The organism is Streptomyces sp. NPDC058289 (genome assembly GCF_042880975.1).
Lineage (GTDB): Bacteria > Actinomycetota > Actinomycetes > Streptomycetales > Streptomycetaceae > Streptomyces > Streptomyces stoeckheimensis.
This window is the reverse complement of the sequence record NZ_JBHVYI010000020.1, coordinates 71,167-92,782: the sequence shown is the minus strand read 5'-3', so window position 1 is coordinate 92,782 and position 21,616 is coordinate 71,167. Positions and strand designations below refer to the sequence as shown.

The 21,616-nt window shown below is 72.0% G+C and carries 16 protein-coding genes and 1 riboswitch; of the genes, 6 read left to right on the top strand and 10 right to left on the bottom strand.

All coding sequences use genetic code 11. The features are described from left to right. The first annotated feature begins 19 nt into the window (after positions 1-19). Both ACFVX6_RS13195 and ACFVX6_RS13190 read left to right on the top strand, forming a co-directional pair. Positions 20-454: a toxin glutamine deamidase domain-containing protein gene (locus tag ACFVX6_RS13195; protein WP_389690833.1), complete on the top strand. Its 435-nt coding sequence runs from the start codon at positions 20-22 to the stop codon at positions 452-454. Positions 455-472: 18 nt separating this feature from the next. After that, the gene (locus ACFVX6_RS13190; RefSeq protein WP_389690797.1) at positions 473-1,852 is read left to right on the top strand and encodes a toxin glutamine deamidase domain-containing protein; all 1,380 of its coding nucleotides are present in this window, start codon (positions 473-475) and stop codon (positions 1,850-1,852) included. 59 nt (positions 1,853-1,911) lie between these two features. On the opposite strand, the gene ACFVX6_RS13185 is transcribed toward ACFVX6_RS13190, so the two are convergent. Genes ACFVX6_RS13185 through ACFVX6_RS13170 form a run of 4 tightly spaced genes read right to left on the bottom strand, consistent with a single transcriptional unit; the run spans position 1,912 to position 7,416 of the window. Further along, positions 1,912-2,562 (bottom strand): thymidine kinase, encoded by a 651-nt coding sequence (locus tag ACFVX6_RS13185; RefSeq protein WP_389690795.1) that lies wholly within the window; start codon positions 2,560-2,562, stop codon positions 1,912-1,914. A 50-nt stretch (positions 2,563-2,612) separates the two neighbouring features. Next, positions 2,613-3,818, bottom strand: coding sequence for an alkaline phosphatase family protein (locus ACFVX6_RS13180; protein WP_389690793.1), 1,206 nt, complete (start codon positions 3,816-3,818; stop codon positions 2,613-2,615). Beyond that, positions 3,818-4,414 (bottom strand): DUF5998 family protein, encoded by a 597-nt coding sequence (locus tag ACFVX6_RS13175; protein ID WP_389690791.1) that lies wholly within the window; start codon positions 4,412-4,414, stop codon positions 3,818-3,820. Before ACFVX6_RS13175 ends, ACFVX6_RS13180 begins: the two co-directional genes overlap by 1 nt. Before the next feature lie 47 nt (positions 4,415-4,461). Then, positions 4,462-7,416: a GNAT family N-acetyltransferase gene (locus ACFVX6_RS13170; protein WP_389690789.1), complete on the bottom strand. Its 2,955-nt coding sequence runs from the start codon at positions 7,414-7,416 to the stop codon at positions 4,462-4,464. A gap of 184 nt (positions 7,417-7,600) precedes the next feature. On the opposite strand from ACFVX6_RS13170, the gene ACFVX6_RS13165 reads away from it, so the two are divergent. After that, the gene (locus ACFVX6_RS13165; protein ID WP_250746483.1) at positions 7,601-7,882 is read left to right on the top strand and encodes an HPr family phosphocarrier protein; all 282 of its coding nucleotides are present in this window, start codon (positions 7,601-7,603) and stop codon (positions 7,880-7,882) included. Between the two features lie 381 nt (positions 7,883-8,263). Here ACFVX6_RS13165 and ACFVX6_RS13160 read toward each other — a convergent pair whose 3' ends face one another. From ACFVX6_RS13160 to ACFVX6_RS13145, 4 genes are all read right to left on the bottom strand, one after another. Continuing rightward, positions 8,264-8,929, bottom strand: a complete 666-nt coding sequence (locus ACFVX6_RS13160; protein WP_389690787.1) for a GntR family transcriptional regulator — start codon at positions 8,927-8,929, stop codon at positions 8,264-8,266. A 183-nt stretch (positions 8,930-9,112) separates the two neighbouring features. Next, positions 9,113-9,907, bottom strand: coding sequence for a M23 family metallopeptidase (locus tag ACFVX6_RS13155; RefSeq protein WP_389690785.1), 795 nt, complete (start codon positions 9,905-9,907; stop codon positions 9,113-9,115). A gap of 12 nt (positions 9,908-9,919) precedes the next feature. After that, positions 9,920-10,079: riboswitch (cyclic di-AMP (ydaO/yuaA leader) on the bottom strand. Between the two features lie 226 nt (positions 10,080-10,305). Beyond that, a complete protein-coding gene (locus tag ACFVX6_RS13150; protein WP_389690831.1) occupies positions 10,306-11,673 on the bottom strand; it encodes a M16 family metallopeptidase in 1,368 nt (455 codons plus the stop codon). Positions 11,674-11,705: 32 nt separating this feature from the next. Then, on the bottom strand, positions 11,706-13,073 hold the full coding sequence (locus tag ACFVX6_RS13145; RefSeq protein WP_389690783.1) for a M16 family metallopeptidase: 1,368 nt from the start codon (positions 13,071-13,073) through the stop codon (positions 11,706-11,708). A 230-nt stretch (positions 13,074-13,303) separates the two neighbouring features. On the opposite strand from ACFVX6_RS13145, the gene ACFVX6_RS13140 reads away from it, so the two are divergent. Next, the gene (locus ACFVX6_RS13140) at positions 13,304-15,760 is read left to right on the top strand and encodes a DNA topoisomerase (ATP-hydrolyzing) subunit A (RefSeq protein ID WP_389690781.1); all 2,457 of its coding nucleotides are present in this window, start codon (positions 13,304-13,306) and stop codon (positions 15,758-15,760) included. Positions 15,761-15,878: 118 nt separating this feature from the next. After that, positions 15,879-17,966: a restriction endonuclease gene (locus ACFVX6_RS13135; RefSeq protein WP_389690779.1), complete on the top strand. Its 2,088-nt coding sequence runs from the start codon at positions 15,879-15,881 to the stop codon at positions 17,964-17,966. Between the two features lie 18 nt (positions 17,967-17,984). Here the strand turns inward: ACFVX6_RS13135 and ACFVX6_RS13130 are convergent, their stop codons facing one another. Beyond that, positions 17,985-19,112 carry a CobW family GTP-binding protein gene (locus tag ACFVX6_RS13130; RefSeq protein ID WP_389690829.1) on the bottom strand — a complete coding sequence of 376 codons (1,128 nt, stop codon included), beginning with the start codon at positions 19,110-19,112 and terminating at the stop codon, positions 17,985-17,987. Positions 19,113-19,123: 11 nt separating this feature from the next. Continuing rightward, positions 19,124-20,299 carry a citrate synthase gene (locus ACFVX6_RS13125; RefSeq protein WP_389690777.1) on the bottom strand — a complete coding sequence of 392 codons (1,176 nt, stop codon included), beginning with the start codon at positions 20,297-20,299 and terminating at the stop codon, positions 19,124-19,126. Positions 20,300-20,354: 55 nt separating this feature from the next. Here ACFVX6_RS13125 and ACFVX6_RS13120 point away from each other — a divergent pair, with 55 nt between their 5' ends. After that, a complete protein-coding gene (locus tag ACFVX6_RS13120) occupies positions 20,355-21,608 on the top strand; it encodes a citrate synthase (protein WP_389690775.1) in 1,254 nt (417 codons plus the stop codon). Positions 21,609-21,616 lie beyond the last annotated feature (8 nt).

The window sequence follows — 21,616 nt, the reverse complement described above, 5'->3', positions numbered from 1 at the left end:
CACGCGCCGCCAACGGTAGATCATCCGGGTTCGGCCTGCCCACGACTCGGCGAGATCAGTTCATCCAGATGGTGCTGTCACCTCGCCGTCACCATGCCCGCTGCTTCAGTACAACTGCACGAACAACGTGCCGACTCTCGACAAAGGGCTGGACGGAGTCGAGGTATCAGCCGCACCGAAGACCGGACCGGGTGACATCCCGTACAAGGAGCTCGGGGTGACTCCGGATGCGAAGAAGGTCGTACAGAGCTACGACGACATCATCAAGGACCTGGAACAACGCGGGCCGGATGCGCGCAGCGTCGTTGCCATCTCCCGCCATGGCGGGATCGGCCACGTCTTCAACGCTGTGAACACTCCTCACGGAGTGGTCTTCCTGGATGGCCAAACCGGAACTCTGGCCAGGTTGGAGACATTCAACGTCAGCGAAATCGCTCATGTCCCCTATCGCTAGCACTGTCAGGAACCAGAGATGCTCACGTTGAACGGGGCCGTGGAAGCGGCACGCCCCTACCTTGCACAGGCATTCGCCCACGAGCCATGGGCAGTCGTCGTACAGCCACAACTGAGCGAGGAACACGACCTGGCCTGGATCATCAGGTACGACACGCAGCAGAGCATCGACACCCTCGGCAGGGCGGCCGGCCCTCTCACGAGGGTGGTCCTGGTCCCCAAGGACGGCTCTCCGGTGCGCTTTCCCCCCTCCCACCTCCCCCTGGATGAGTATTTCGCCTACGTCCGGCACGGTGGCTGGGACACCGGCGGCCTGGCGAGGACAGTGCGTGCCGAGCCGTGGCAGATGGCCCTGCAATGGCTGCTCACCACCTACCGCGGCCTGGTCGAACTGGCGAGCATCGAACCGGTGGCCGAGGATGCCGGCACGTGGCTGTTCGCGTGTCAGGTGATCGAGCAGCCCGGATATCCACGGACCCCGACGCTGGCCGCTTCCGTGGTGGTGCCCAAGGACCTTGGGGTGCCGTTCCATCCGGCGGCCGATGATCCTTGGGGCGATGCTGCGGAATACACGCGGAACCAGGTGGAGCGTGATCCGGAGAGGCAGGCGCTGCGACTGAACTCACGTGGCTGCGTGGTCACGGTGGCCGCTGCGATCGCGGGCCGGCCGTCGTCCCCGCTGCCATGGCAGCCGGCTCACGAGGCGCCGGGGTGGTGGCAACTGCTGCTACGGCGCTACTTCCCAACGGCGGACCAGCTGCGGTGCGCCGACTGGGACGAGGTCATCGCGCAGGCCGAGAAGTCCGGACCCGGCACGCAGGGCGTGGTGTGGGTGCGGCGGGCGATCCGCGGGACCGAGGTCAGCGGCCACCTTGTGTACGCGCACAACAACAACGGAACCGTGGTGTTCCTGGATGGAATGACCGGTGGTCTGGCTCGACTGGACACGGTCGGACTGCGTGAGCTGGTCTTCGCCCGAGTGAAGACCGGAGTTCCCCGGACGGCCAAGGGGCCCGAGGAGCCGTTCCTGCTGCCCAACTCCGACCCCTGGGGGTTCCTCGACGCCTGGAACCGGGGCGAGGCGATGGGTCCGACACCCGCCTCCGGGGACGCCGACTGGTTCGCCCCGACGATGGCGAAGCTGGGCCCGGTCCTGGAGGTCAGTGAATTCTCGACCATCACTGAGTCCGTACGGGCCCTCGCCGCACTACATGTCGGCGGACGGGCGCTCGTGTGGGTACGGCGCCAGGATGACCGCGGGCGCGAATCCACCGGGCTGCTCCTCACAGGGCTACACACGCACGCCGGACATGTGGGCCTCATCGACGGATCGGCCAATGAGCTGCGAAGCCTGGACACGTTCGGGGAATCCGGCGTGCGCGTGATCCGCTATCGCTGACGCCGGCAAGTGCGCGCCCTGCGTACCGCGCTGGGACCCGGGGACGAAGCCGTAGTGTCTCAGGCGTGGTTGACCGGGAGGACGTCCGGGGAGAGGGCGCCGGCGTGGGCCGCGGCCGAGGTCATGCGCTTGCGGTGGTGGCGGCGGCACAGGACCTCGTAGCCGATCTCCCCCGCCGGGCGGTTCACGTCACCGACCACCACCTGGGCGCCTTCGACCACCATCTCCCCGCCCACCGTGCGGGCGTTGTGCGTGGCACGGGCGCCGCACCAGCACAGGGCCTCCACCTGGAGCTGTTCCAGGCGGTCCGCCAGTTCGATCAGGCGCTGGGAGCCGGGGAAGAGTTTGGTGCGGAAGTCTGTGGTGATGCCGAAGGCGAAGACGTCCATGTCGAGGTCGTCGACGATGCGGGCCAGCTGGTCGATCTGGTCGGGGGCGAGGAACTGGGCCTCGTCCACGATCACGTAGTCCACCCTGCCGCCCGCCGAGAGCTGGGCCACCAGGTACGCGTAGAGGTCCATGCCCTCCGGTGCCTCCACCGCCTCCGTCACCAGGCCGAGGCGGGATGAGAGCTTGCCCTCCCCCGCCCGGTCGTCACGGGTGAAGATCACGCCCTGCAGGCCCCGCGCATCGCGGTTGTGGGCGATCTGGAGCGCCAGCGTGCTCTTTCCGCAGTCCATCGTTCCGGAGAAGAACACCAGCTCGGGCATGGGGAGTACAGCGCCTTTCGAAGGGAGGGTGAGGGGAGGCGGCGGGAGCGTCAGGAGCGGATTTCGAGCAGCGGGACGAGCTGCTCGGCCGGGGTCATCGAGCCGTGCATGCCCGCGAGGGCCGACTCGTTGGGCTCGGCCCGCGAGGCGGTGATCGCCACGTCGGCCTGGGCGGCCGCGATCACGTCGCCGATGCGGCCGAGGACCCGCTCGTCGCATTCGCCCGGTGCCCCGAACCAGCCCAGTTCCAGGGCTTCCGCGCGGCTCGCGACCCAGAAGCGGTCACCGAGCACCTCGCGCCAGACGGTCAGCACGTCGGCCTCGGCGCCCGGTACGGCGTACACGTGCCGGGCCCGGCCCTCGCCGCCCAGCAGGGCGACGCCCGCGCCGAGTTCCCAGTCGTCGTCGTAGTCGATGCGGGAGTCCTCGTCGAAGGGGACGTCCACCATGCCGTGGTCGGCGGTCACGTACAGCGCGGTGCGCGGGGGCAGTTGCTCGGCGAGCCGCTGCACCAGCCGGTCGACGTACATGAGCTGGCCGCGCCAGGCGTCGGAGTCGACGCCGTGCCGGTGGCCGGCCCCGTCGAGCTCGCTGTAGTACGTGTACACGAGCGAACGGTCGCCGGCCGCGAGCCGCTCGGCCGCGAGGTCCATGCGCTCCTCGCCGGTCATCCGGCCGAGGAAGGTGCCGCCGCTCAGCGCGACCTTCGTGAGCGGGGTGGTCTGGAACGCGGGCGAGGACACCTGCGCCGTGGCCACCCCGGCCGCGTCCGCCTGCTGGAAGACGGTCGGGTACGGCTGCCAGGGCTTGGGCGGGGTCCACGGGTGCCAGCGGAGCTGGTTCATCAGTTCGCCGGTGGCCGGGTTGCGCACGGTGTAGCCGGGCAGGCCGTGCCGCGCGGGCGGCAGGCCGGTGCCGACGGAGGCCAGCGAGGTGGCGGTGGTCGCCGGGAAGCCCGCCGTGATCGGGCGGCCGGTGCCGCCGCGCGAGCTGCCGAGCAGGGAGGTGAGGTACGGGGCCTCGTCCGGGTGGGCCTTGATCTGCTCCCAGCCCATGCCGTCGACCAGGAACACGCAGTTCCGGTCGGCCGGGGTCAGCTCGGCGATCGAGGCCTCGAAGCCGGGTACGCCCTGGCCGGCCACGAGGGTGGGCAGCAGATCGGCGAGCGAGCCGGTGCCGTAGTGCGGCACCGGGGCGCCGGCCAGGTCCAGCAGCTCAGGCTCGTCCTGCCAGCTCTGCGCGGCGGAGTACGCCATCAGCGGGCGGGGGTGGAGGTCGCTGCCGTGGCCTCGGAGAGTGCCTGCGCAAAGACCAGGGTCTGGCGGACCGCCTCGGGACCGTCGCCGGCCTCGCTGACGCGCAGGCTGAGGTCGTCGGCGGTGGAGTTGCCGGTGTAGCCGTGGTCGGCGTCGCAGTTGGCGTCGCCGCAGGCGGCGGGCTCCAGGTCGATGCGCGAGACCGCGCCCCAGCCGATGGTCAGGACGACCTCGCGGGGCAGGGTGCCCGGGGTGTAGGACTCCGGGTTGGCGACGACGCGGCTGAGCACCACGGAGGAGATGGTGGCCAGCTTGACCGACTCGGTGGAGGTGGTCGCGTACGGCGACGGGGAACCGGCGTCGGCGGCCTGCTCGTCGGTGTGGCTGACGATGAAGCGGTTGCCGGTCAGGACCAGCACGGTGACGTGCCGGCGCACCTCGTTGGAGTCGAAGGTCGTCTCCTGGTGGACCAGGTACGACGAAATCGGCTCGCCGCCCACCGCGGCCTCCACGGCCTCGGCCACGAGGGCCGGGTAGTAGCCGCTGCGCTCGATCGCCGTGCGCAGCCCCTGGGTCGTCGTACCGGATTTCGCCATGAGGTCCATCCTAAGGCCCGTACGGGCCACCCCGGCCGCCCCGGACCTCAGTAGCTGGGCAGGGTCCGCGGGCCGAGGTCGCCGCGGGCGGGCGGGTGGGCGACGCGGACCGTCGCGCTGAGCACGGACAGCCCCTCGGTGGCGACGACGACGGGCTCCAGGGCGACACCGACCACCTCGGGATGGTCGTCGACGAGGCGGGAGAGGCGCAGGAGCAGTTCCTCCAGGGCGGGGGTGTCCACGGGGTCGCTGCCGCGCCAGCCGAAGAGCAGCGGGGCGGTGCGGATCGAGCGGATCAGGCTCGCCGCGTCCTTGTCCGTGGCGGGAACCAGCCGGTGGGCGGTGTCGCCGAGGAGTTCGGAGGCGACCCCGGAGAGCCCGAAGGACAGGACGGCGCCGGCAGCGGGGTCGATGACGGAGCGGATGACGGTGTCGACGCCCCGCGGGACCATCGACTGGACCACGGGGAGCAGCTCCTGCGGTTTGCCCAGCGCGTGGGTGAGCTCCTCGTACGAGCGGCGCAGCTCGGCCTCGGTGGTGAGGTCGAGGCGGACCCCGCCGAGGTCGGCGCGGTGGCGCAGGTGCGGGGCGGTGGTCTTGAGGGCGACGGGGTAGCCGAGGACCCGGGCGGCGCGGACCGCGGCGTCGGCGCTGGGGGCCGGGAGCGTGGAGAGCACCCGGATCCCGTACCGGGCGAGCAGCTCGCGGCCATCGGGGTCGTCAAGGGTGGCCACCTGCTCCTCCCCTACGCCGGCCAGCAGGCGGGAGAGCTGCCCGGCGGCCCCGCTCTCGTCGATGTCCTCGAACTCGGGCACCTGCCCGACCTCGGCGACGCCCCGGCGCCACTGCCCGTACCGGACGGCTTCGGCGACGGCCTTGACGGCCCGCTCGGCTGCGGGGTAGCTCGGGATCCGGGCGGTTCCGGGAGCGGGCACGGCCGCGCTCCCCGCACCGTCGGAGGCCGGCTCCGGCCGGAAGGGCGTCGCCGCGGTGGCGGGCACGGCGTCGGAGGCGGGCACGGCGTCGGAGGCGGGCCGGGAGGCAGCCCCGCCCCCGTGTCCGCCGTCGGGCCCCGCTTCGGAGGCGGACCCGGAGCCCAGGGCCGCCAGGGCCGTCGCGGGCGTCGGCAGCGTCGCGGGCAGCGCGTCGGCGAGGACCGTAGCGGCGGTCGGCGCCGTGGCCGCCGAGAGCGCCTCCGCGAGGGCGCCGAGCTCCACGTGGACCACGGCCACCGGCTTGCCGGGGTGCGCGGCGGCGGCCGCCCGCAGGGCCTCCGCCAGATCGTCGGCGAGCGCGTGCTCGCTCACCCAGGGGATCGCGGTGACGACGACGGCGTCGGTGTCCGGCGAGGCCAGCGCGGCGGAGACTGCCGTGCGGAAGTCCTCCGGCGAGGCGGCCGTGGTCAGGTCGAGCGGCGGCAGCGGCCGCAGCCCCTCGGTCAGGCAGGCGTCGTAGGTGAGCACCCCGAGCGATTCGGAGTTGCCGAGGATGGCCACCCGCGGCCCGGCCGGTACGGGCTGCGAGGCCAGCAGCAGGCCGACGTCCACCAGCTCGGTGACCGTGTCGACCCGGATGACGCCGGCCTGCCGCAGCAGCTCCGAGACCGTCGCCTCGGGCAGTCGGGTGCCGGGGACCACGTGTCCGGCGGGGGTGTGCCGGCCTCCCTTGGCGACGACCACGGGCTTGACGGCCGCGGTGCGCCGGGCGAGCCGGGTGAACTTCCTCGGGTTGCCCAGGGTCTCCAGGTACATGAGCGCGACGTCGGTCGCCTCGTCGTCGTACCAGTACTGGAGGATGTCGTTGCCGGAGACGTCGGCCCGGTTTCCGGCGGAGACGAAGGAGGACAGCCCCTCCCCGCGCCGCAGCAGCCCGGAGAGCAGCGCGATGCCGATCGCCCCGGACTGGGTGAAGAGGCCGACCCTTCCCCGCGCGGGGGCCGGAGCGGGGGCCAGAGAGGCGTTCAGCTCCACCTCGGGGGCCGTGTTGATCACCCCGAAGGCGTTCGGTCCGATCAGCCGCATCCCGTACGAGCGCACCTGGCGCACCAGTTCGCGCTGGCGGGCCATGCCCTCGGCCCCGCTCTCCCCGTATCCGGCGGACAGTACGACCAGCCCCTGCACCCCGTGTTCGCCGCAGGCCGCCACCGCGTCCGGGACCCGGTCCGCCGGGACCGCGATGACGGCGAGGTCGACCGGGGCGCCGACGGCGTCGAGCGTCGGGTAGGCCCGTACGCCGTCGAGCAGATCGCGGGTGACTGCCTCGTTGACGGCGTAGAGGTGGCCGTGGAAGCCGCTGTCGCGCAGGTTGCGCAGGGCCGCCGCGCCCACGCCCGCGAGGGAGCGGCTGACTCCGATCACCGCCACGGAGCCGGGGGACAGCAGCCGCTGAACGGAGCGGGCCTCGGCGCGCTGTTCGCGGGCTCGCTGGACGGCGAGGGACTCGGCGGTCGGTTCGAGGTCGAGGGTGAGGTGGACGGAGCCGTCTTCGAAGCTGCGCTTCTGCTGGTAGCCGGCGTCGGTGAACACCTTGATCATTTTGCTGTTGGCGGGCAGCACCTCGGCCGCGAAGCGGCGGATCCCGCGCTCGCGGGCCACCGCGCCGATGTGTTCGAGCAGGGCGGAGGCGACTCCGCGTCCCTGGTGGGCGTCCTGGACGAGGAAGGCGACCTCGGCCTCGTCGGAGGGCCCGGTGGCCGAGCGGCCGTCGGCGCCGATCCGGTCGTAGCGGACGGTGGCGATGAACTCGCCGCCGATCGTCGCGGCGAGGCCGACCCGGTCCACGTAGTCGTGGTGCGTGAAGCGGTGCACGTCGCGGTCGGAGAGCCGGGGATAGGGAGCGAAGAAGCGGTAGTACTTGGACTCGTCCGAGACCTGCTCGTAGAAGCTGACCAGCCGGCCCGCGTCGTCGGTGGTGATGGGCCGGATCCGGGCGGTGCCGCCGTCCCGAAGGACGACGTCGGCTTCCCAGTGGTCCGGGTACGAGGGGTCGGACTCGGTCGTCATGGGGTCACCTTAAGGCTCGAACGCTTCGATTGGCCTGGGCGCGGCGCATCGGGCAAGCTGGCTCGAATCAGGGCAAGCTGGGGTAGGTCGAATGGCGGGGAAGACGGGCCGAAGGTCGGTTCGACCATTCCGGACGCCGTGAGAGACTGGTCTAGACAACCGTAAGAACCTGAAGGGCATCACCATGGCAGAGCGCCGCGTCAACGTCGGCTGGGCCGAGGGCCTGCACGCTCGTCCCGCCTCGATCTTCGTCCGCGCGACGACCGCTTCCGGCGTCCCGGTGACCATCGCGAAGGCCGGCGGCGACCCCGTCAACGCCGCCTCCATGCTGGCGGTCCTGGGCCTGGGCGCCCAGGGCGGCGAGGAGATCGTCCTCTCGTCCGAGGCCGACGGCGCCGAGGCTGCACTGGACCGCCTCGCGAAGCTGGTCGCCGAGGGTCTCGAGGAGCTCCCCGAGACCGTCTGACCCCTTCGGGTTCGACCCGCAGGACTTGCCGGACTTGTACGGCGAAGCCGTTGCCCCCGACCACCACGGTCGAGGGCAACGGCTTCGCTGCTTTCCGCTCGGGATCCCGGCCGGCGCGGCGACGCACGGGCCGGGACGAGGCCCGACCGAGGCTGGGACGGAGATCGGCGGAGATCGGCGGGGGGATCGGCGCGGATCGGACGGGGCCCGGACCGGCTCGGCCGGAAATGCGCCGACCAGCTCGGCCGGAAATGCGCGCACCGCCATTCCGGCGCACTCCATTCCGGCGTCCGGAATTCCCGCCATAAAAGCCGCGCGGGGCGCCGGGCACGCGGGCCGAATTAACCGGCCCGGATATCCCCCCTTTGTATACGGCGTTTGTTAATGCGGAACGCTTGCCGTGTTTACGGCAGGTTGCAAAGTCCTCACGCGCATCCGGTGCGCGCCCGCCGCCCGGTCCACGTGCGCCGCGGTCAGCGCCCGGGCCCGCTCGGCGTCGCCCCGGGCCACCGCGTCCACGATCGCGCCGTGCTCCGCCCAGGACTCCACGGGCCGCACCGGGGCCTCCACCACGTACATCCAGGCCACCTTGTGACGCATCTGGGTGAGCAGCGCGATGAGCCCGGGACTGCCCGAGGCCTGGGAGAGCGTCTCGTGGAACCAGCCGCCCAGGGAGCGCAGATCCTCCCCCTGGCCCCTCCTGGCCCGCTCCTGGCCCAGCCTGACCAGGCCGCGCAGCACCTTGAGGTGGGCCTCGCTGCGCCGCCGGGCCGCCCGGGCGGCCGCGAGGGGCTCCAGGAGCATCCGCAGCTCCAGGAGGTCGGCAGCCTCCTGCTCGGTCGGCTCGGCCACGCAGGCACCCGCGTGCCGGCGGGTGGTCACGAACCCCTCGGACTCCAGCGTGCGCAGCGCCTCGCGCACCGGGACGCGCGAGACCCCGTACCGGCGGGCCAGCACCTCCTCGGTCAGCCGGGCGCCGGGCCCGAACACCCCGGAGACGATGTCGTCGCGGACCGCTGTGCATACCGTGTGCGCGGGAATACGCAAGACCGGACCTCCGCCTTTTTCGTATGGCTGTGCGCGTTGCGACTCTATTGCAACACACGATAATTTCCGAGGACGGCCGGAAATACGAAACATTCACACACCGCGAAGCACGAAGTACGACGAAGGCCCCGACTCTGAGAGCCGGGGCCTTCGCGGAAGACGTGTGGTGCGGAGCGCAGCGGGTCAGACGTTGACGCCGTGCGAGCGCAGGTACGTGACCGGGTTGATGTCCGAACCGTAGTCGGCGCCGGTGCGGGCCTCGAAGTGCAGGTGCGGGCCGCTGGAGTTGCCCGTGGAGCCCGACAGGCCGATCTTCTGGCCCGGGGTGACCTGCTGGCCGACGGAGACGCTCAGCGAGGACATGTGGCCGTACTGGGTGTACGTGCCGTCGGCGTGCTTGATGACGACGTTGTTGCCGTACGCACCGCCGTAGCCCGCCTCGACCACGGTGCCGAGGCCCACGGCGTGCACCTCGGTGCCGGAGGCGGCGTGGAAGTCGATGCCCGTGTGGCTGCCGGAGGACCACATGCCGCCACCCGCGTGGTACTGGGTGCTGACGTAGGTGTCGTCGAGCGGGGACACGAAGGTGTTGAGGCGCTTGCGCTCCTCTTCGCGGGCGGCGCGCTCGGCGGCCTCGCGGTCGGCCTTGGCCTGGGCTTCGGCCTTCGCCTTGGCCTCGGCGGCCCGCTGCTTGGCGTCGGCCTCGGCCTGCGCCTTGGCGGCGGCGGCCTCGGCGGCCCGCTGCTGGGACTGGGCCTGGGCCTCGACGTCACCGGCGAGCTCGTCGGCCACCACGATGGTGTTGAGGGTGCCGGTGTCCTCGATGGAGGGGGACTGGTCCGCGGCGAACGCGGGACCGGCCAGGGAGCCGACGACACCAGTGGTGGCGAGGGCGGCTATGCCGGCATATCCGGCGGTCTTGCGGCTCAGACGACTCGAACCACGGTGCTTGCCGGCAACGCGACTGCCAAACGCCATGAAGGGGCTGATCCTTTCCTTCCCTCTCGCCTACCGGGTTAGCTGACGGGTTCGGAGCAGGAAGGTCTCCTACGGGCCCCCTCTTGCGAGGCGGTCCGATTCACCCCAGGGACACAAGTGGGTCCCCGGCTCCCCAGGCTCGCGCCTGACGGGGACTCGGCGATCGCTGTCCGGTGCCGCGGACGCGGCGGTTACAACTGACGAACAGCACGGCCGACGCTAGGCGGATCATCAGTCAATCGCCAAACAGACACGCCCTTTTGTTGCGTACGCCACACCACATACAAGCAACCACACCACTAAAGGGACATCGAGCCCAAAAAGGGCCCTGGTGGACAATCCACCAGGGCCCCTTGAACAGCGGGCCAGTTGACGGCCCGCCGGAGATCAACTGACGATCAGTTGGTGACCACGGTCACTGCGCCGATCCCGAGGGCCCGCACCGGCTCCTCGATCTGCGAGGCGTCGCCGACCAGGACCGTGACCAGACGGTCCACCGGGAAGGCGTTGACGACCGCCGAAGTGGCCTCCACCGTCCCGGTTTCGGCCAGCCGCGCGTACAACTGCGCCTGGTAGTCGTCCGGCAGCTCCTGCTCGACCTGGTCGGCGAGGGTGCCCGCGACGGAGGCGGCCGTCTCGAACTTCAGCGGGGCCACCCCCACCAAGTTCTGCACGGCCACGTCCCGTTCGGCGTCGGTCAGGCCGCCCTCCGCGAGGGTGCGCAGCACCGTCCAGAGGTCGTCCAGGGCCGGGCCGGTGTTGGGGGTGTCCACCGAGCCGCTGATGGCGAGCATCGAGGCGCCCTTGCCGTCGGCGGTGGAGCGCAGCACCTGGCCGAAGGCGCGCACGCCGTACGTGTACCCCTTCTCCTCGCGCAGCACCTTGTCCAGCCGGGAGGTGAGCGTGCCGCCCAGGCAGTACGTACCGAGCACCTGGGGCGCCCAGACCCGGTCGTGCCGGTCCGCCCCGATGCGGCCGATCAGCAGCTGCGTCTGGACCGCGCCGGGCCGGTCCACGATGACCACGCGGCCCGTGTCGTCCGCGGTGATCGGCGGAACCGGGCGCGGGGCGGTGGTGTCGCCGGTCCACGCGCCCAGGGTGTCGGCCAGGACGGCGTCCAGGTCGATGCCGGTCAGGTCGCCGACGACCACCGCGGTGGCGGTCGCGGGGCGCACGTGGGCCTCGTAGAAGGCCCGTACGGCCGCGGAGTCGATGCGGGCGACCGTCTCCTCGGTGCCCTGGCGCGGGCGGGACATCCGCAGGGTGGCCGGGAAGAGCTCCTTGGAGAGCTGCTTGGCGGCGCGGCGCTGCGGGTTGGCGCTCTCGTGCGGGATCTCGTCGAGCCTGTTGCGCACCAGGCGGTCGACCTCGGCGTCGGCGAAGGCCGGCGCGCGCAGCGCCTCGGCGACCAGGCCCAGCGCCTTGTGCAGGCGGGAGGCCGGGACCTCCAGGGAGACCCGCAGGCCGGGGTGGTCGGCGTGCGCGTCGAGGGTGGCGCCGCAGCGCTCCAGCTCGGCGGCGAACTCCTCGGCGGAGCGCTTGTCGGTGCCCTCGGACAGGGCGCGCACCATGATCGTGGCCACGCCGTCGAGGCCCTCGGGCTCCGCGTCGAGCGGGGCGGCGAGGTTGATCTCGACCGCGACCACCTGCTGGCCCGGGCGGTGGCAGCGCAGCAGGGTCAGGCCGTTGGCCAGTACCCCGCGCTCGGGGGCCGGGAAGGCCCACGGCTGCGGCTCGCCGGCCTCGGGGCGCGGGTGGAAGGTCATCGTGACGGCTGCGGTGTCGGCTGCGGTGTCGCTCACTGCTCCGCCCCCTCGTTCTCGTCGCTCGCGTCGGTCTCTTCGATGTCATCGGCTGCGTTGGCTTCGAGCGGCTCGTAGACGAGCACCGCCCGGTTGTCGGGGCGCAGTCGGGCCGCGGCCACGGCCTGCACCTCCTCGGCGGTGACGTCGAGGACGCGCTGGACGGCGGTCAGGGCGAGCTGCGGGTCGCCGAACAGCACCGCGAAGCGGCACAGTTCGTCGGCGCGGCCGGCCACCGTGCTCAGCCGGTCCAGCCATTCGCGCTCCAGCTGGGCCTGCGCGCGCTCCATCTCCTCGGCCGTCGGGCCCTCGGCGGCGAACCGCGCGAGCTCCTCGTCCACGGCCGCCTCGATGGCGGGCACCTCGACGCCGCTGGAGGTCTTGACGTCCAGCCAGCCCAGCGAGGGTGCGCCGGCGAGGCGCAGCATGCCGAAGCCGGCCGCGACGGCGCTCTGGTCGCGGCGCACCAGGCGGTTGTGGAGCCGGGAGGACTCTCCGCTGCCCAGGACGGTCAGCGCCACGTCGGCGGCGTCGCACTCGCGGGTGCCGTCGTGCGGGAGGCGGTAGGCCGCCATCAGTGCGCGGGCGGGAACCTCCTCGACGACCTCCTCGCGCAGCTGCTCGCCCATGATCTCGGGCAGCGAGCCGTCACGCGGCGGCTGCTTGCCGTCGTGGCCGGGGATGGTGCCGAAGTACTTCTCGACCCAGGCGAGCGTCTTCTCGGGGTCGATGTCGCCGACGACCGAGAGCACCGCGTTGTTGGGCGCGTAGTACGTACGGAAGAACGCGCGCGCGTCCTCCAGGGACGCGGCGTCCAGATCGGCCATGGAACCGATCGGGGTGTGGTGGTACGGGTGGCCCTCCGGGTAGGCCAGGGCCGTCAGCTTCTCGAAGGCCGTGCCGTACGGGACGTTGTCGTACCGCTGGCGGCGCTCGTTCTTGACGACGTCGCGCTGGTTCTCCATGGACTCGTCGTCCAGGGCGGCCAGCAGCGAGCCCATCCGGTCCGCTTCCAGCCACAGCGCGAGCTCCAGCTGGTGGGTCGGCATCGTCTCGAAGTAGTTGGTCCGCTCGAAGCTGGTGGTCCCGTTGAGGGAGCCGCCGGCGCCCTGGACCAGTTCGAAGTGGCCGTTGCCGGAGACGTTCTTCGAGCCCTGGAACATCAGGTGCTCGAAGAGGTGAGCCAGGCCCGTACGTCCCTTGACTTCGTGGCGCGAGCCGACGTCGTACCAAAGGCAGACCGCGGCGACCGGGGTCAGGTGGTCCTCGGACAGCACCACGCGCAGGCCGTTGGCCAGCCGGTGCTCGGTCGCTGTGAGGCCGCCGGAGCCGGCGTGAGCTGTGGCCGTGTGACCCATGGGCATGTGGTCCCTTCGATCGCGATGCAGAGATTCCTGTCAGACCTGCCACTGTATGCAAGCGTGTCGGGAGACGGAGAAGTTCCCGGCCCAGTCCTGGGTCGGAGTCGGCGTTGTCGGTGCCTCGGGCCACAATGGTCCGCGTCACCCCTGTCCGAAACCGCCCGCCCCCCGTCCCAGCCCCACCCCGTGAGAGCTCAGCTCATCCCTATTCTTGGTTAAGGAGCCGCGCAGCGATGGCCCGCCGCAGCACGAAGACCCCGCCGCCGGAGGATTTCGAGGAGAAGATCCTCGACATCGACGTCGTCGACGAAATGCAGGGCTCCTTCCTCGAGTACGCGTACTCGGTGATCTACTCCCGCGCCCTGCCCGACGCCCGCGACGGCATGAAGCCGGTGCACCGGCGCATCGTCTACCAGATGAACGAGATGGGCCTGCGCCCCGACCGCGGCTACGTGAAGTGCGCCCGGGTCGTCGGCGAAGTCATGGGCAAGCTGCACCCGCACGGCGACGCGTCGATCTACGACGCCCTCGTGCGCATGGCGCAGCCCTTCTCCATGCGGCTCCCGCTGGTCGACGGCCACGGCAACTTCGGCTCGCTCGGCAACGACGACCCGCCCGCCGCGATGCGGTACACCGAGTCGAAGATGGCCGACGCCGCCTCGCTGATGACGGACGGGATCGACGAGAACACCGTCGACTTCGCCGCGAACTACGACGGCCAGGAGCGCGAACCGGTCGTCCTTCCGGCCGCGTACCCGAACCTGCTGGTCAACGGCGCGTCCGGGATCGCGGTGGGCATGGCCACCAACATGGCCCCGCACAACCTCGGCGAGGTCATCGCGGCCGCCCGCCACCTGATCCGCTACCCCGAGGCGGACCTGGACGCGCTGATGCGCTTCGTACCGGGTCCCGACCTGCCCACCGGTGGCCGGATCGTCGGCCTCGCGGGCATCAAGGACGCCTACGAGAACGGCCGCGGCACCTTCAAGATCCGCGCCACGGTGGCCCTGGAGGACGTGACCCCGCGCCGCAAGGGGCTGGTCGTCACCGAACTGCCCTTCACGGTCGGTCCCGAGAAGGTCATCGCGAAGATCAAGGACCTGGTCGGCTCGAAGAAGCTCCAGGGCATCGCGGACGTCAAGGACCTCACGGACCGCTCGCACGGCCTGCGCCTGGTCATCGAGATCAAGAACGGCTTCCACCCCGAGGCCGTGCTGGAGCAGCTGTACAAGCTGACGCCGATGGAGGAGACCTTCGGCATCAACAACGTCGCGCTGGTCGACGGGCAGCCGCTGACGCTGGGCCTCAAGGAGCTGCTGGAGGTCTACCTCGACCACCGCTTCGAGGTCGTCCGCCGGCGCAGCGAGTTCCGCCGCGGCAAGCGGCGCGACCGGCTGCACCTCGTCGAGGGCCTGCTCGTGGCGCTCCTCGACATCGACGAGGTCATCCGGATCATCCGGGACAGCGACAACTCCGCGCAGGCCAAGGAGCGCCTGATGGAGCGCTTCTCGCTGAGCGAGATCCAGACCCAGTACATCCTGGACACCCCGCTGCGCCGGCTCACCCGCTTCGACCGGATCGAGCTGGAGTCCGAGCGCGACCGGCTGGCCGGCGAGATCGACGAGCTGACCGGGATCCTGGACTCCGACAACGAACTGCGCAAGCTGGTCTCGGCGGAACTGGCCGCGGTGTCGAAGAAGTTCGGCACGGAGCGTCGTACGGTGCTGCTGGAGTCGGCGGGAACGCCGGTCGCGGCGGTCCCGCTCGAGGTCGAGGACACCCCGTGCCGGGTGCTGCTGTCCTCCACCGGGCTGCTGGCCCGTACGCCGAACGCCGAGCCGCTTCCCGAGGAAGAGGGCGGCGCGCGCGCCAAGCACGACCTGATCGTCTCGCAGGTCGCGGCGACCGCGCGGGCGGACATCGGCGTGGTCACCTCGTACGGTCGGCTGCTGCGGCTGTCGGTGATCGACCTGCCGCAACTGCCCGACACCCACGCCGCGCCGAACCTGGCGGGCGGGGCCCCGGTCTCGGAGTTCCTCTCCGGACTGGAGGCGGACGAGACGGTCGTCTGCCTGACCTCGCTGGACGAGTCGGGGCAGGGCCTCGCGCTCGGCACCGAGCAGGGCGTGGTCAAGCGGGTCGTGCCGGACTATCCGGCCAACAAGGACGAGCTCGAGGTCATCACCCTCAAGGACGGTGACCGGGTCATCGGGGCGGTCGAGCTGCGCACGGGCGAGGAGGACCTCGTCTTCATCACCGACGACGCCCAGCTGCTGCGCTACCCGGCGGGCCAGGTCCGCCCGCAGGGCCGCCCCGCGGGCGGTATGGCGGGCATCAAGCTCGCGGACGGCGCCAAGGTGATCCACTTCTCGGCGGTGGACCCGGCGCGCGAGGCCGTGGTGTTCACGGTGGCGGGCTCGCACGGGACGCTGGACGACTCGATGCAGTCCGGGAAGCTGACCCCGTTCGACCAGTACCCGCGCAAGGGCCGGGCCACCGGCGGCGTGCGCTGCCAGCGCTTCCTGAAGGGCGAGGACGTGCTGCTGCTGGCCTGGGCGGGCGGTTCTCCGGTCCGCGCAGCGGCGGCGAACGGCACTCCGGCCCTGCTGCCGTCCGTCGACCCGCGCCGGGACGGCTCGGGCACGGCCCTGCCGGCCGTGGTCGCGGCGCTGGCGGGTGCGGCGCTGTAGGAAGTCCGTAGGCAGTTCGCGATCATTCGGGTGGTACGTCCGAGGGACGTACCACCCGAATGGCGACTAGTGTTTTCCCTCTTGGCACTGTCGGGTGGGGCGGGGAGACACAGAACTGATGAGTCGTCGGTCGGGCGGATTGATCAGTGACTGGGCCGAGGCCCAGCGCCGGACGCAGCAGACGCAGCTGATCCAGCAGCGCGAGGCGGAACGCCGGCAGCGGACGTACGAACGGGACGTGGCCCGGGGTCAGCGCGAGCAGCAGGCCGCCTACAAACAGCACCGCGAGGCCCGGGCCCGGCGGGCGACCGAGCAGCTCGATGCCCGGGTCGCGGCCCTGCAAGGGCTGTTGGCCGCGGGCTGCCGGGCCCCGGCGTTCCGGCTGGCCGGCCTGGTCAGGCCCGAGCGGCTCGACCCCTTCGATCCGGGGACCCTGGCGCACCCCGTTCCGCTGCCGCAACTGCACCACTTCCAGCAGCAGAGCAGCGGCTGGACCCTGGGCTCGAACCGGCGGGCGCAGGCGGAGCGGGAGGCGCACGCCCGGTACACGCAGGCCTGGCAGGCGGCGCAGGCCGCGGAGGCGCAGCGGCAGCAGCAGCTGGCGGCGTACCGGCAGCAGTACGACCGCTGGGCGGCGGAGCAGCTCGCCGGGATCCGCGGGCACAACGGCGGGCTCACCGAGCTGGCCGGGGCGCTGCGCGCGGGCGACGCGGAGGCCGCGGTGGAGTACTTCTCGGCGGCCCTGTACGCCTCGGCCGGCTGGCCGGAGAACCTGCCGCGACAGGTGTCGGCGGCCTACGACCCGGCGCGCCGCCAGCTGGTGCTGGACTGGGAGCTGCCCGGCTACGAGGTGGTGCCGGAGGCCAAGTCGGTGCGGTACGTGCCGAGCACGGACCAGGACAAGGAGACGGCCCGCCCTGCCACGCAACGGCGGGCGATCTACCGGGACCTGCTGGCACAGTGCGTGCTGCTGGTGGTGCGCGATCTGTACGCGGCCGACGAGTTCGACGTACTGGAGTCCGTCGTCGTCAACGGTTTCGTGGACGCCCACGATCCGGTGACGGGGCGGGAAGCACAGCTCGTACTCGCCTCGGTTTCGGCGGCCCGGTCGGCTTTCACCGGGCTGCGGCTGGAGCTGGTGAGCGCGGTGGACTGTCTGGTGGAGGGGCTGGGCGGGCAGTTGTCCGCACGGCCGGACCAGCCCGCCGCCGTGCGCGCGGAGCGTCGGCCCGGTGAGGTGGGCGGCATCGTCAGTCACGGAGGGCACGCGGGCCGCGACGAGGACGAGCCGGACCTCTTCGCGATGGACCCGATCGCCTTCGAGAACCTGGTCGCCGAGCTGTTCCGGGCGATGGGCATGGAGGCGGTGACCACCCAGCGCTCGGGCGACGGCGGGGTGGACATCGAGGCGAACGATCCGTCCCCGATCACGGGCGGTCGGATCGTGGTGCAGGTCAAGCGCTACCGCAACACCGTGTCACCGACGGCGGTCCGGGATCTCTACGGCACGGTGCAGGACAAGGGGGCGAACAAGGGGGTGCTGGTCACCACCGCGACCTTCGGCCCCACGTCGTACACCTTCGCCGACGGCAAACCGCTGGAGCTGGTTCACGGGGCCGCACTCGTGGAGCTGCTGCACCGGCACGGACTGCGCGGCCGTCTCGGCCCGGGCACGGCGCCTTCGGTCCCGGCCCAGCGGACGGCCGAGCCCGAGCCCGCCGCGGACCACAACGTGCTCGGCATGTCCTGGGCGGGGTCGGTCGCGCTGGACGTGTGCGCGCTGGTCTGCGAGGGCAGCCGGGTGCTGAGCGAGGACCACTTCGTGTTCTTCAACAACCCGAACTCCCCGGACGGTTCGGTACGGACCCACGCGCACGCGGCACCCGACAAGGCAGCGCTGCTGGTCGCCTTCGACGCGTTGCCGCAGCGGTCCGACCGGCTGGTCCTCGTCGCCGCGATCGACCCCGAGGTCAATCCGCACGCCGATCTGGCCGGCTTCACCGACGCCCGGATCCGGCTGCTGGGGCCGGGCGGCGAGGAGCTGGGCCGCCTGGAGGTCTCCGACGGCCGCGCGGGCGAAACCGCCCTGGTCCTCGGCTCCTTCCGGCGCCGCCCGGGCGGCGACTGGGACTTCGTCCTCGGCGGCAAGGGCTACCCGGGCGGCTTGGAACCCCTCCTCGGCGACTTCGGCATCGAGGTCGCCTGACTCCGTGCGGGGCGGCCCCTAGAAGTCTTCGGGATCGGGATGGGCCTCCGGGTCCGGGTCGGATTCCGGAGCCGGACCCGCCGGACCCGCCGGGCGGTGTACGTAGCGCAGGACGCCCCACATGCTCTCCGGGGTCGCGTGCCACGGCTCCGGTTCGCGGCAGCTCTCCAGCTCGCGGAGCAGGGCGGGGCCGTCGGTGCCCGAGCCGATCAGGACGAGCTGCGTCAGGCGCGGCTCGCCCCGGCCCCAGGGGTGCGGGGCGAAGCGGAGGAAGCGGCCGACCGCGTGGACCTCGTAGCGCTCCTCGTGGCCGGGGACGCCGAAGTAGACGGAGCCCTTGATCCGGTAGAGGCCGGCCGGGCGGCGGTCGAGGAACTCGATGAATCGGCGCGGGCCGAGGGCCTGCTCGGACTCGAACTCCGTGCTCTCGTAGGCCGCGTGGACGTGGTCCGCGTGATCATCGCCTTCGTGGTCGCCGTCGTGGTCGTGTGCCTGGGCCAGCAGGTCCTCGAAGGACAGCTGGCCGCGCGTCTCGGTCCACGGGCGGCGGTCGAAGAGCAGCTCCGGATCGATCCGCCCGTGGTCCGCGCCGACGACCGGGATGCCCGGTGCGCAGAGCGCGGCGAGCGCGGCCTCGATCCGGGTGCGTTCGGCGGCGTCGATCCGGTCGGTCTTGTTGAGCACCACCAGGTCGGCGACGGCCAGGTGCCGGTCGGTCTCGGGGTGCCTGGCCCGGGTCGCGTCGAACTCCGCGGCGTCGACGATCTGCACCATGCCGCCGTACCGGACGGCCGGGTTCTCGTTGGCGACGAGCATCCGGACCATCTCCTGGGGCTCCGCCAGCCCGCTCGCCTCGATGACGATCACGTCGATGCGGTGGACGGGGTCGGCGAGCTTCTCCAGGTAGGCGTCCAGCTCGCTTCCGTCCACGGCGCAGCACAGGCAGCCGCCGCCGAGGGAGACCATCGAGTCCCCGACCTGGCCGGCCACCGACATCGCGTCGACCTCGATGGAGCCGAAGTCGTTGACGACGACCCCGATCCGGGTGCCACCCCGGTTGCCGAGGAGGTGGTTGAGGACGGTCGTCTTGCCGGATCCGAGGAATCCGGAGAGGACGATGACGGGGATGCTGTTCACCCGGTCGATGGTAGCCAGCGTCAGCCGAGGTCGGGCACCGGCTGGGGCGGGGTCGGGCCGGTGTAGCGGGCTGCCGGCCGGATGATCTTCGAGTCGGCGGCCTGCTCCAGGACGTTCGCGCTCCAGCCGACCACGCGGGCCGCGCAGAAGGTCGGCGTGAACATCTCGCGCGGCAGCCCGCACAGCTCCATGACCACGCCCGCGTAGAACTCCACGTTGGTGTGCAGCTCCCGGCCCGGCTTGAGCTCGGCGAGGATCTCTTCGACGTGCCGCTCGACCTCCACGGCGAAGTCCGCGAGCGGGCCGCCGAACTGCAGGGCGATCCCGCGCAGCATCCGCGAGCGCGGGTCCTCGGTGCGGTAGACGGGGTGTCCGAAGCCCATGATCCGGTCGCCCGCGAGGACCCGCTCGCGGATCCACGGATCGATCCGGTCCGCCGTGCCGATGGCGTCGAGGGTGTCCAGGGCCCGGCTGGGGGCGCCGCCGTGCAGCGGGCCGGAGAGCGCGCCGATCGCCCCGGTGAGGCAGGCCGCGACGTCGGCGCCGGTGGAGGCGATGACGCGGGCGGTGAAGGTGGAGGCGTTGAAGCCGTGGTCGATCGTGGAGATCAGGTACCGCTCCACCGCGCGGGCCCTGACCGGTTCGGGTTCCCGTCCGGTCAGCATGTAGAGGTAGTTGGCCGCGTACGGGAGGTCGCTCCGCGGTTCCACCGGCTCCAGCCCCTGGCCGAGCCGGTACAGGGCGGTGAGCAGGGTCGGTACGGCGGCGCAGGCGGCCAGCGCGTCGGCGGCCCGGCGTTCGGGGGTCAGGTCGTAGACCGGGCGGAAGCCTGCGGAGGCGCCGAGCAGGGAGAGCGCCGTGCGCAGCCCGGAGAGCGGGCCGGACAGGGCGGTGGCGCGGGCCAGGGCGGGCAGGGCGTCCCGGACCTCGGCGGGGAGCCGGCGCAGCGGGGCGATCTCGGCGGTGAAGGCGGCCCGTTCGGCGGCGTCGGCCGGAAGCGCGCCGCGGAACATCAGGTGCCACACGTCCTCGAAGGTGCGGCTCTCGGCGAGCTCGACGGCCGAGTACTGGCGGTAGTGGTAGAAGCCCTCACGGCCTCGGACGTCACCGAGCTCTGTCTCGGTGACCACGACTCCCGCGAGTCCGCGGGGGCTTTCGGCGGGTGCGACGGTGGTGTTCATGGATCGACCATCCATGATGGACTTAATCACTGTCAATATTGATTCACTCAACATATGTAGGGTGTGCGTCATGAACGACGAGCCCGGTGAGCGAAGGATCGGCACCCAGGAAGCGGCCCGGCTGCTGGGGGTGAAGCCCGCGACCGTGTACGCGTACGTCAGCCGCGGCCAGCTCACGAGCCGCCGCGACCCGGTCGGACGCTCCAGCAGTTTCGACGCCCGCGAGGTGGAGGCCCTGGCCCGGCGCAGCCGGCGCGAGGCGGCGGGGCCCTCCGGTTCCGCCGCCTCCGCCGGGGAGCTCTCCGTACGCACCGCGCTCACCCTCATCGAGTCCGACCGGTACTTCTTCCGTGGCGTGGACGCCGTGGAACTGGCCTCGCGGTACCGCTACGAGGAGGTCGCCGAGTGGCTCTGGACGGGGACCCTGGTGCACGGGGCCCGGTTCACCGCTCCCCCGGAGTCGCTCGCCGCGGCCCGCCGGGCGGTCGCCGCGCTCCCCGAGCACAGCGGTCCGATCGACCGGCTGCGGGTGGCCGTCGCCGCCGCGGCGGTCGCGGACCCGCTGCGCTTCGACCTGTCCGCGCCGTCCGTACTGGGCTCCGCGCGCTCCTTGATCCCCACCCTGGTCGGCGCCCTGCCCGAGGTGGGCCCGGCGCAGTGGGGCGGGGACGGCCGCCTCTCCCGGCAGCTGTGGCCCCGGCTCTCGGCCCTGGACCCCGACCCGGACGCGCTGGCCGTCCTGGACCTGGCCCTGGCCCTGCTGACGGACCACGACCTGGCCGCCTCGACCCTGGCCGTACGGGTGGCCGCGTCGGCGCGCGCGCATCCGTACGCGGTGGTCTCGGCCGGGCTCGGCGCGCTCGAAGGCCCCCTGCACGGAGCGGCCGGGCGACTCGCGCACCGGATGCTGGTGGAGGTGCTGGAGCGGGGCGGCGCGGCTCCGGTGGTGGCGGAGTACCTGCGGGCCGGGCGCAGGGTGCCCGGGCTCGGGCACCGGCTGTACGCGGCCGAGGATCCGCGGGCGACGGCACTGTTCGCACGGCTGGAGCCGCTGGCGCAGGCCGGTCCGGCGCTGGGCGCGGCGCGCGAGGTGGCCGGGGTGATGGCCCGGCACGGCGGCGGCCTGTACCCCAACGTGGACCTGGCGCTGGCGGTGCTGACGGTCTCCTGCGGGATGGCCCCGGAGGCCGGAGAGACGGTCTTCGCAGTGGCCCGTACGGCCGGGTGGATCGCGCACGCGTTGGAGGAGTACGAGGAGCGCCCGCTGCGGATGCGACCGAGCGGGCAGTACCACGGACCCCGCCCGCCACAGCCGTTGCCGTGACGGACGGG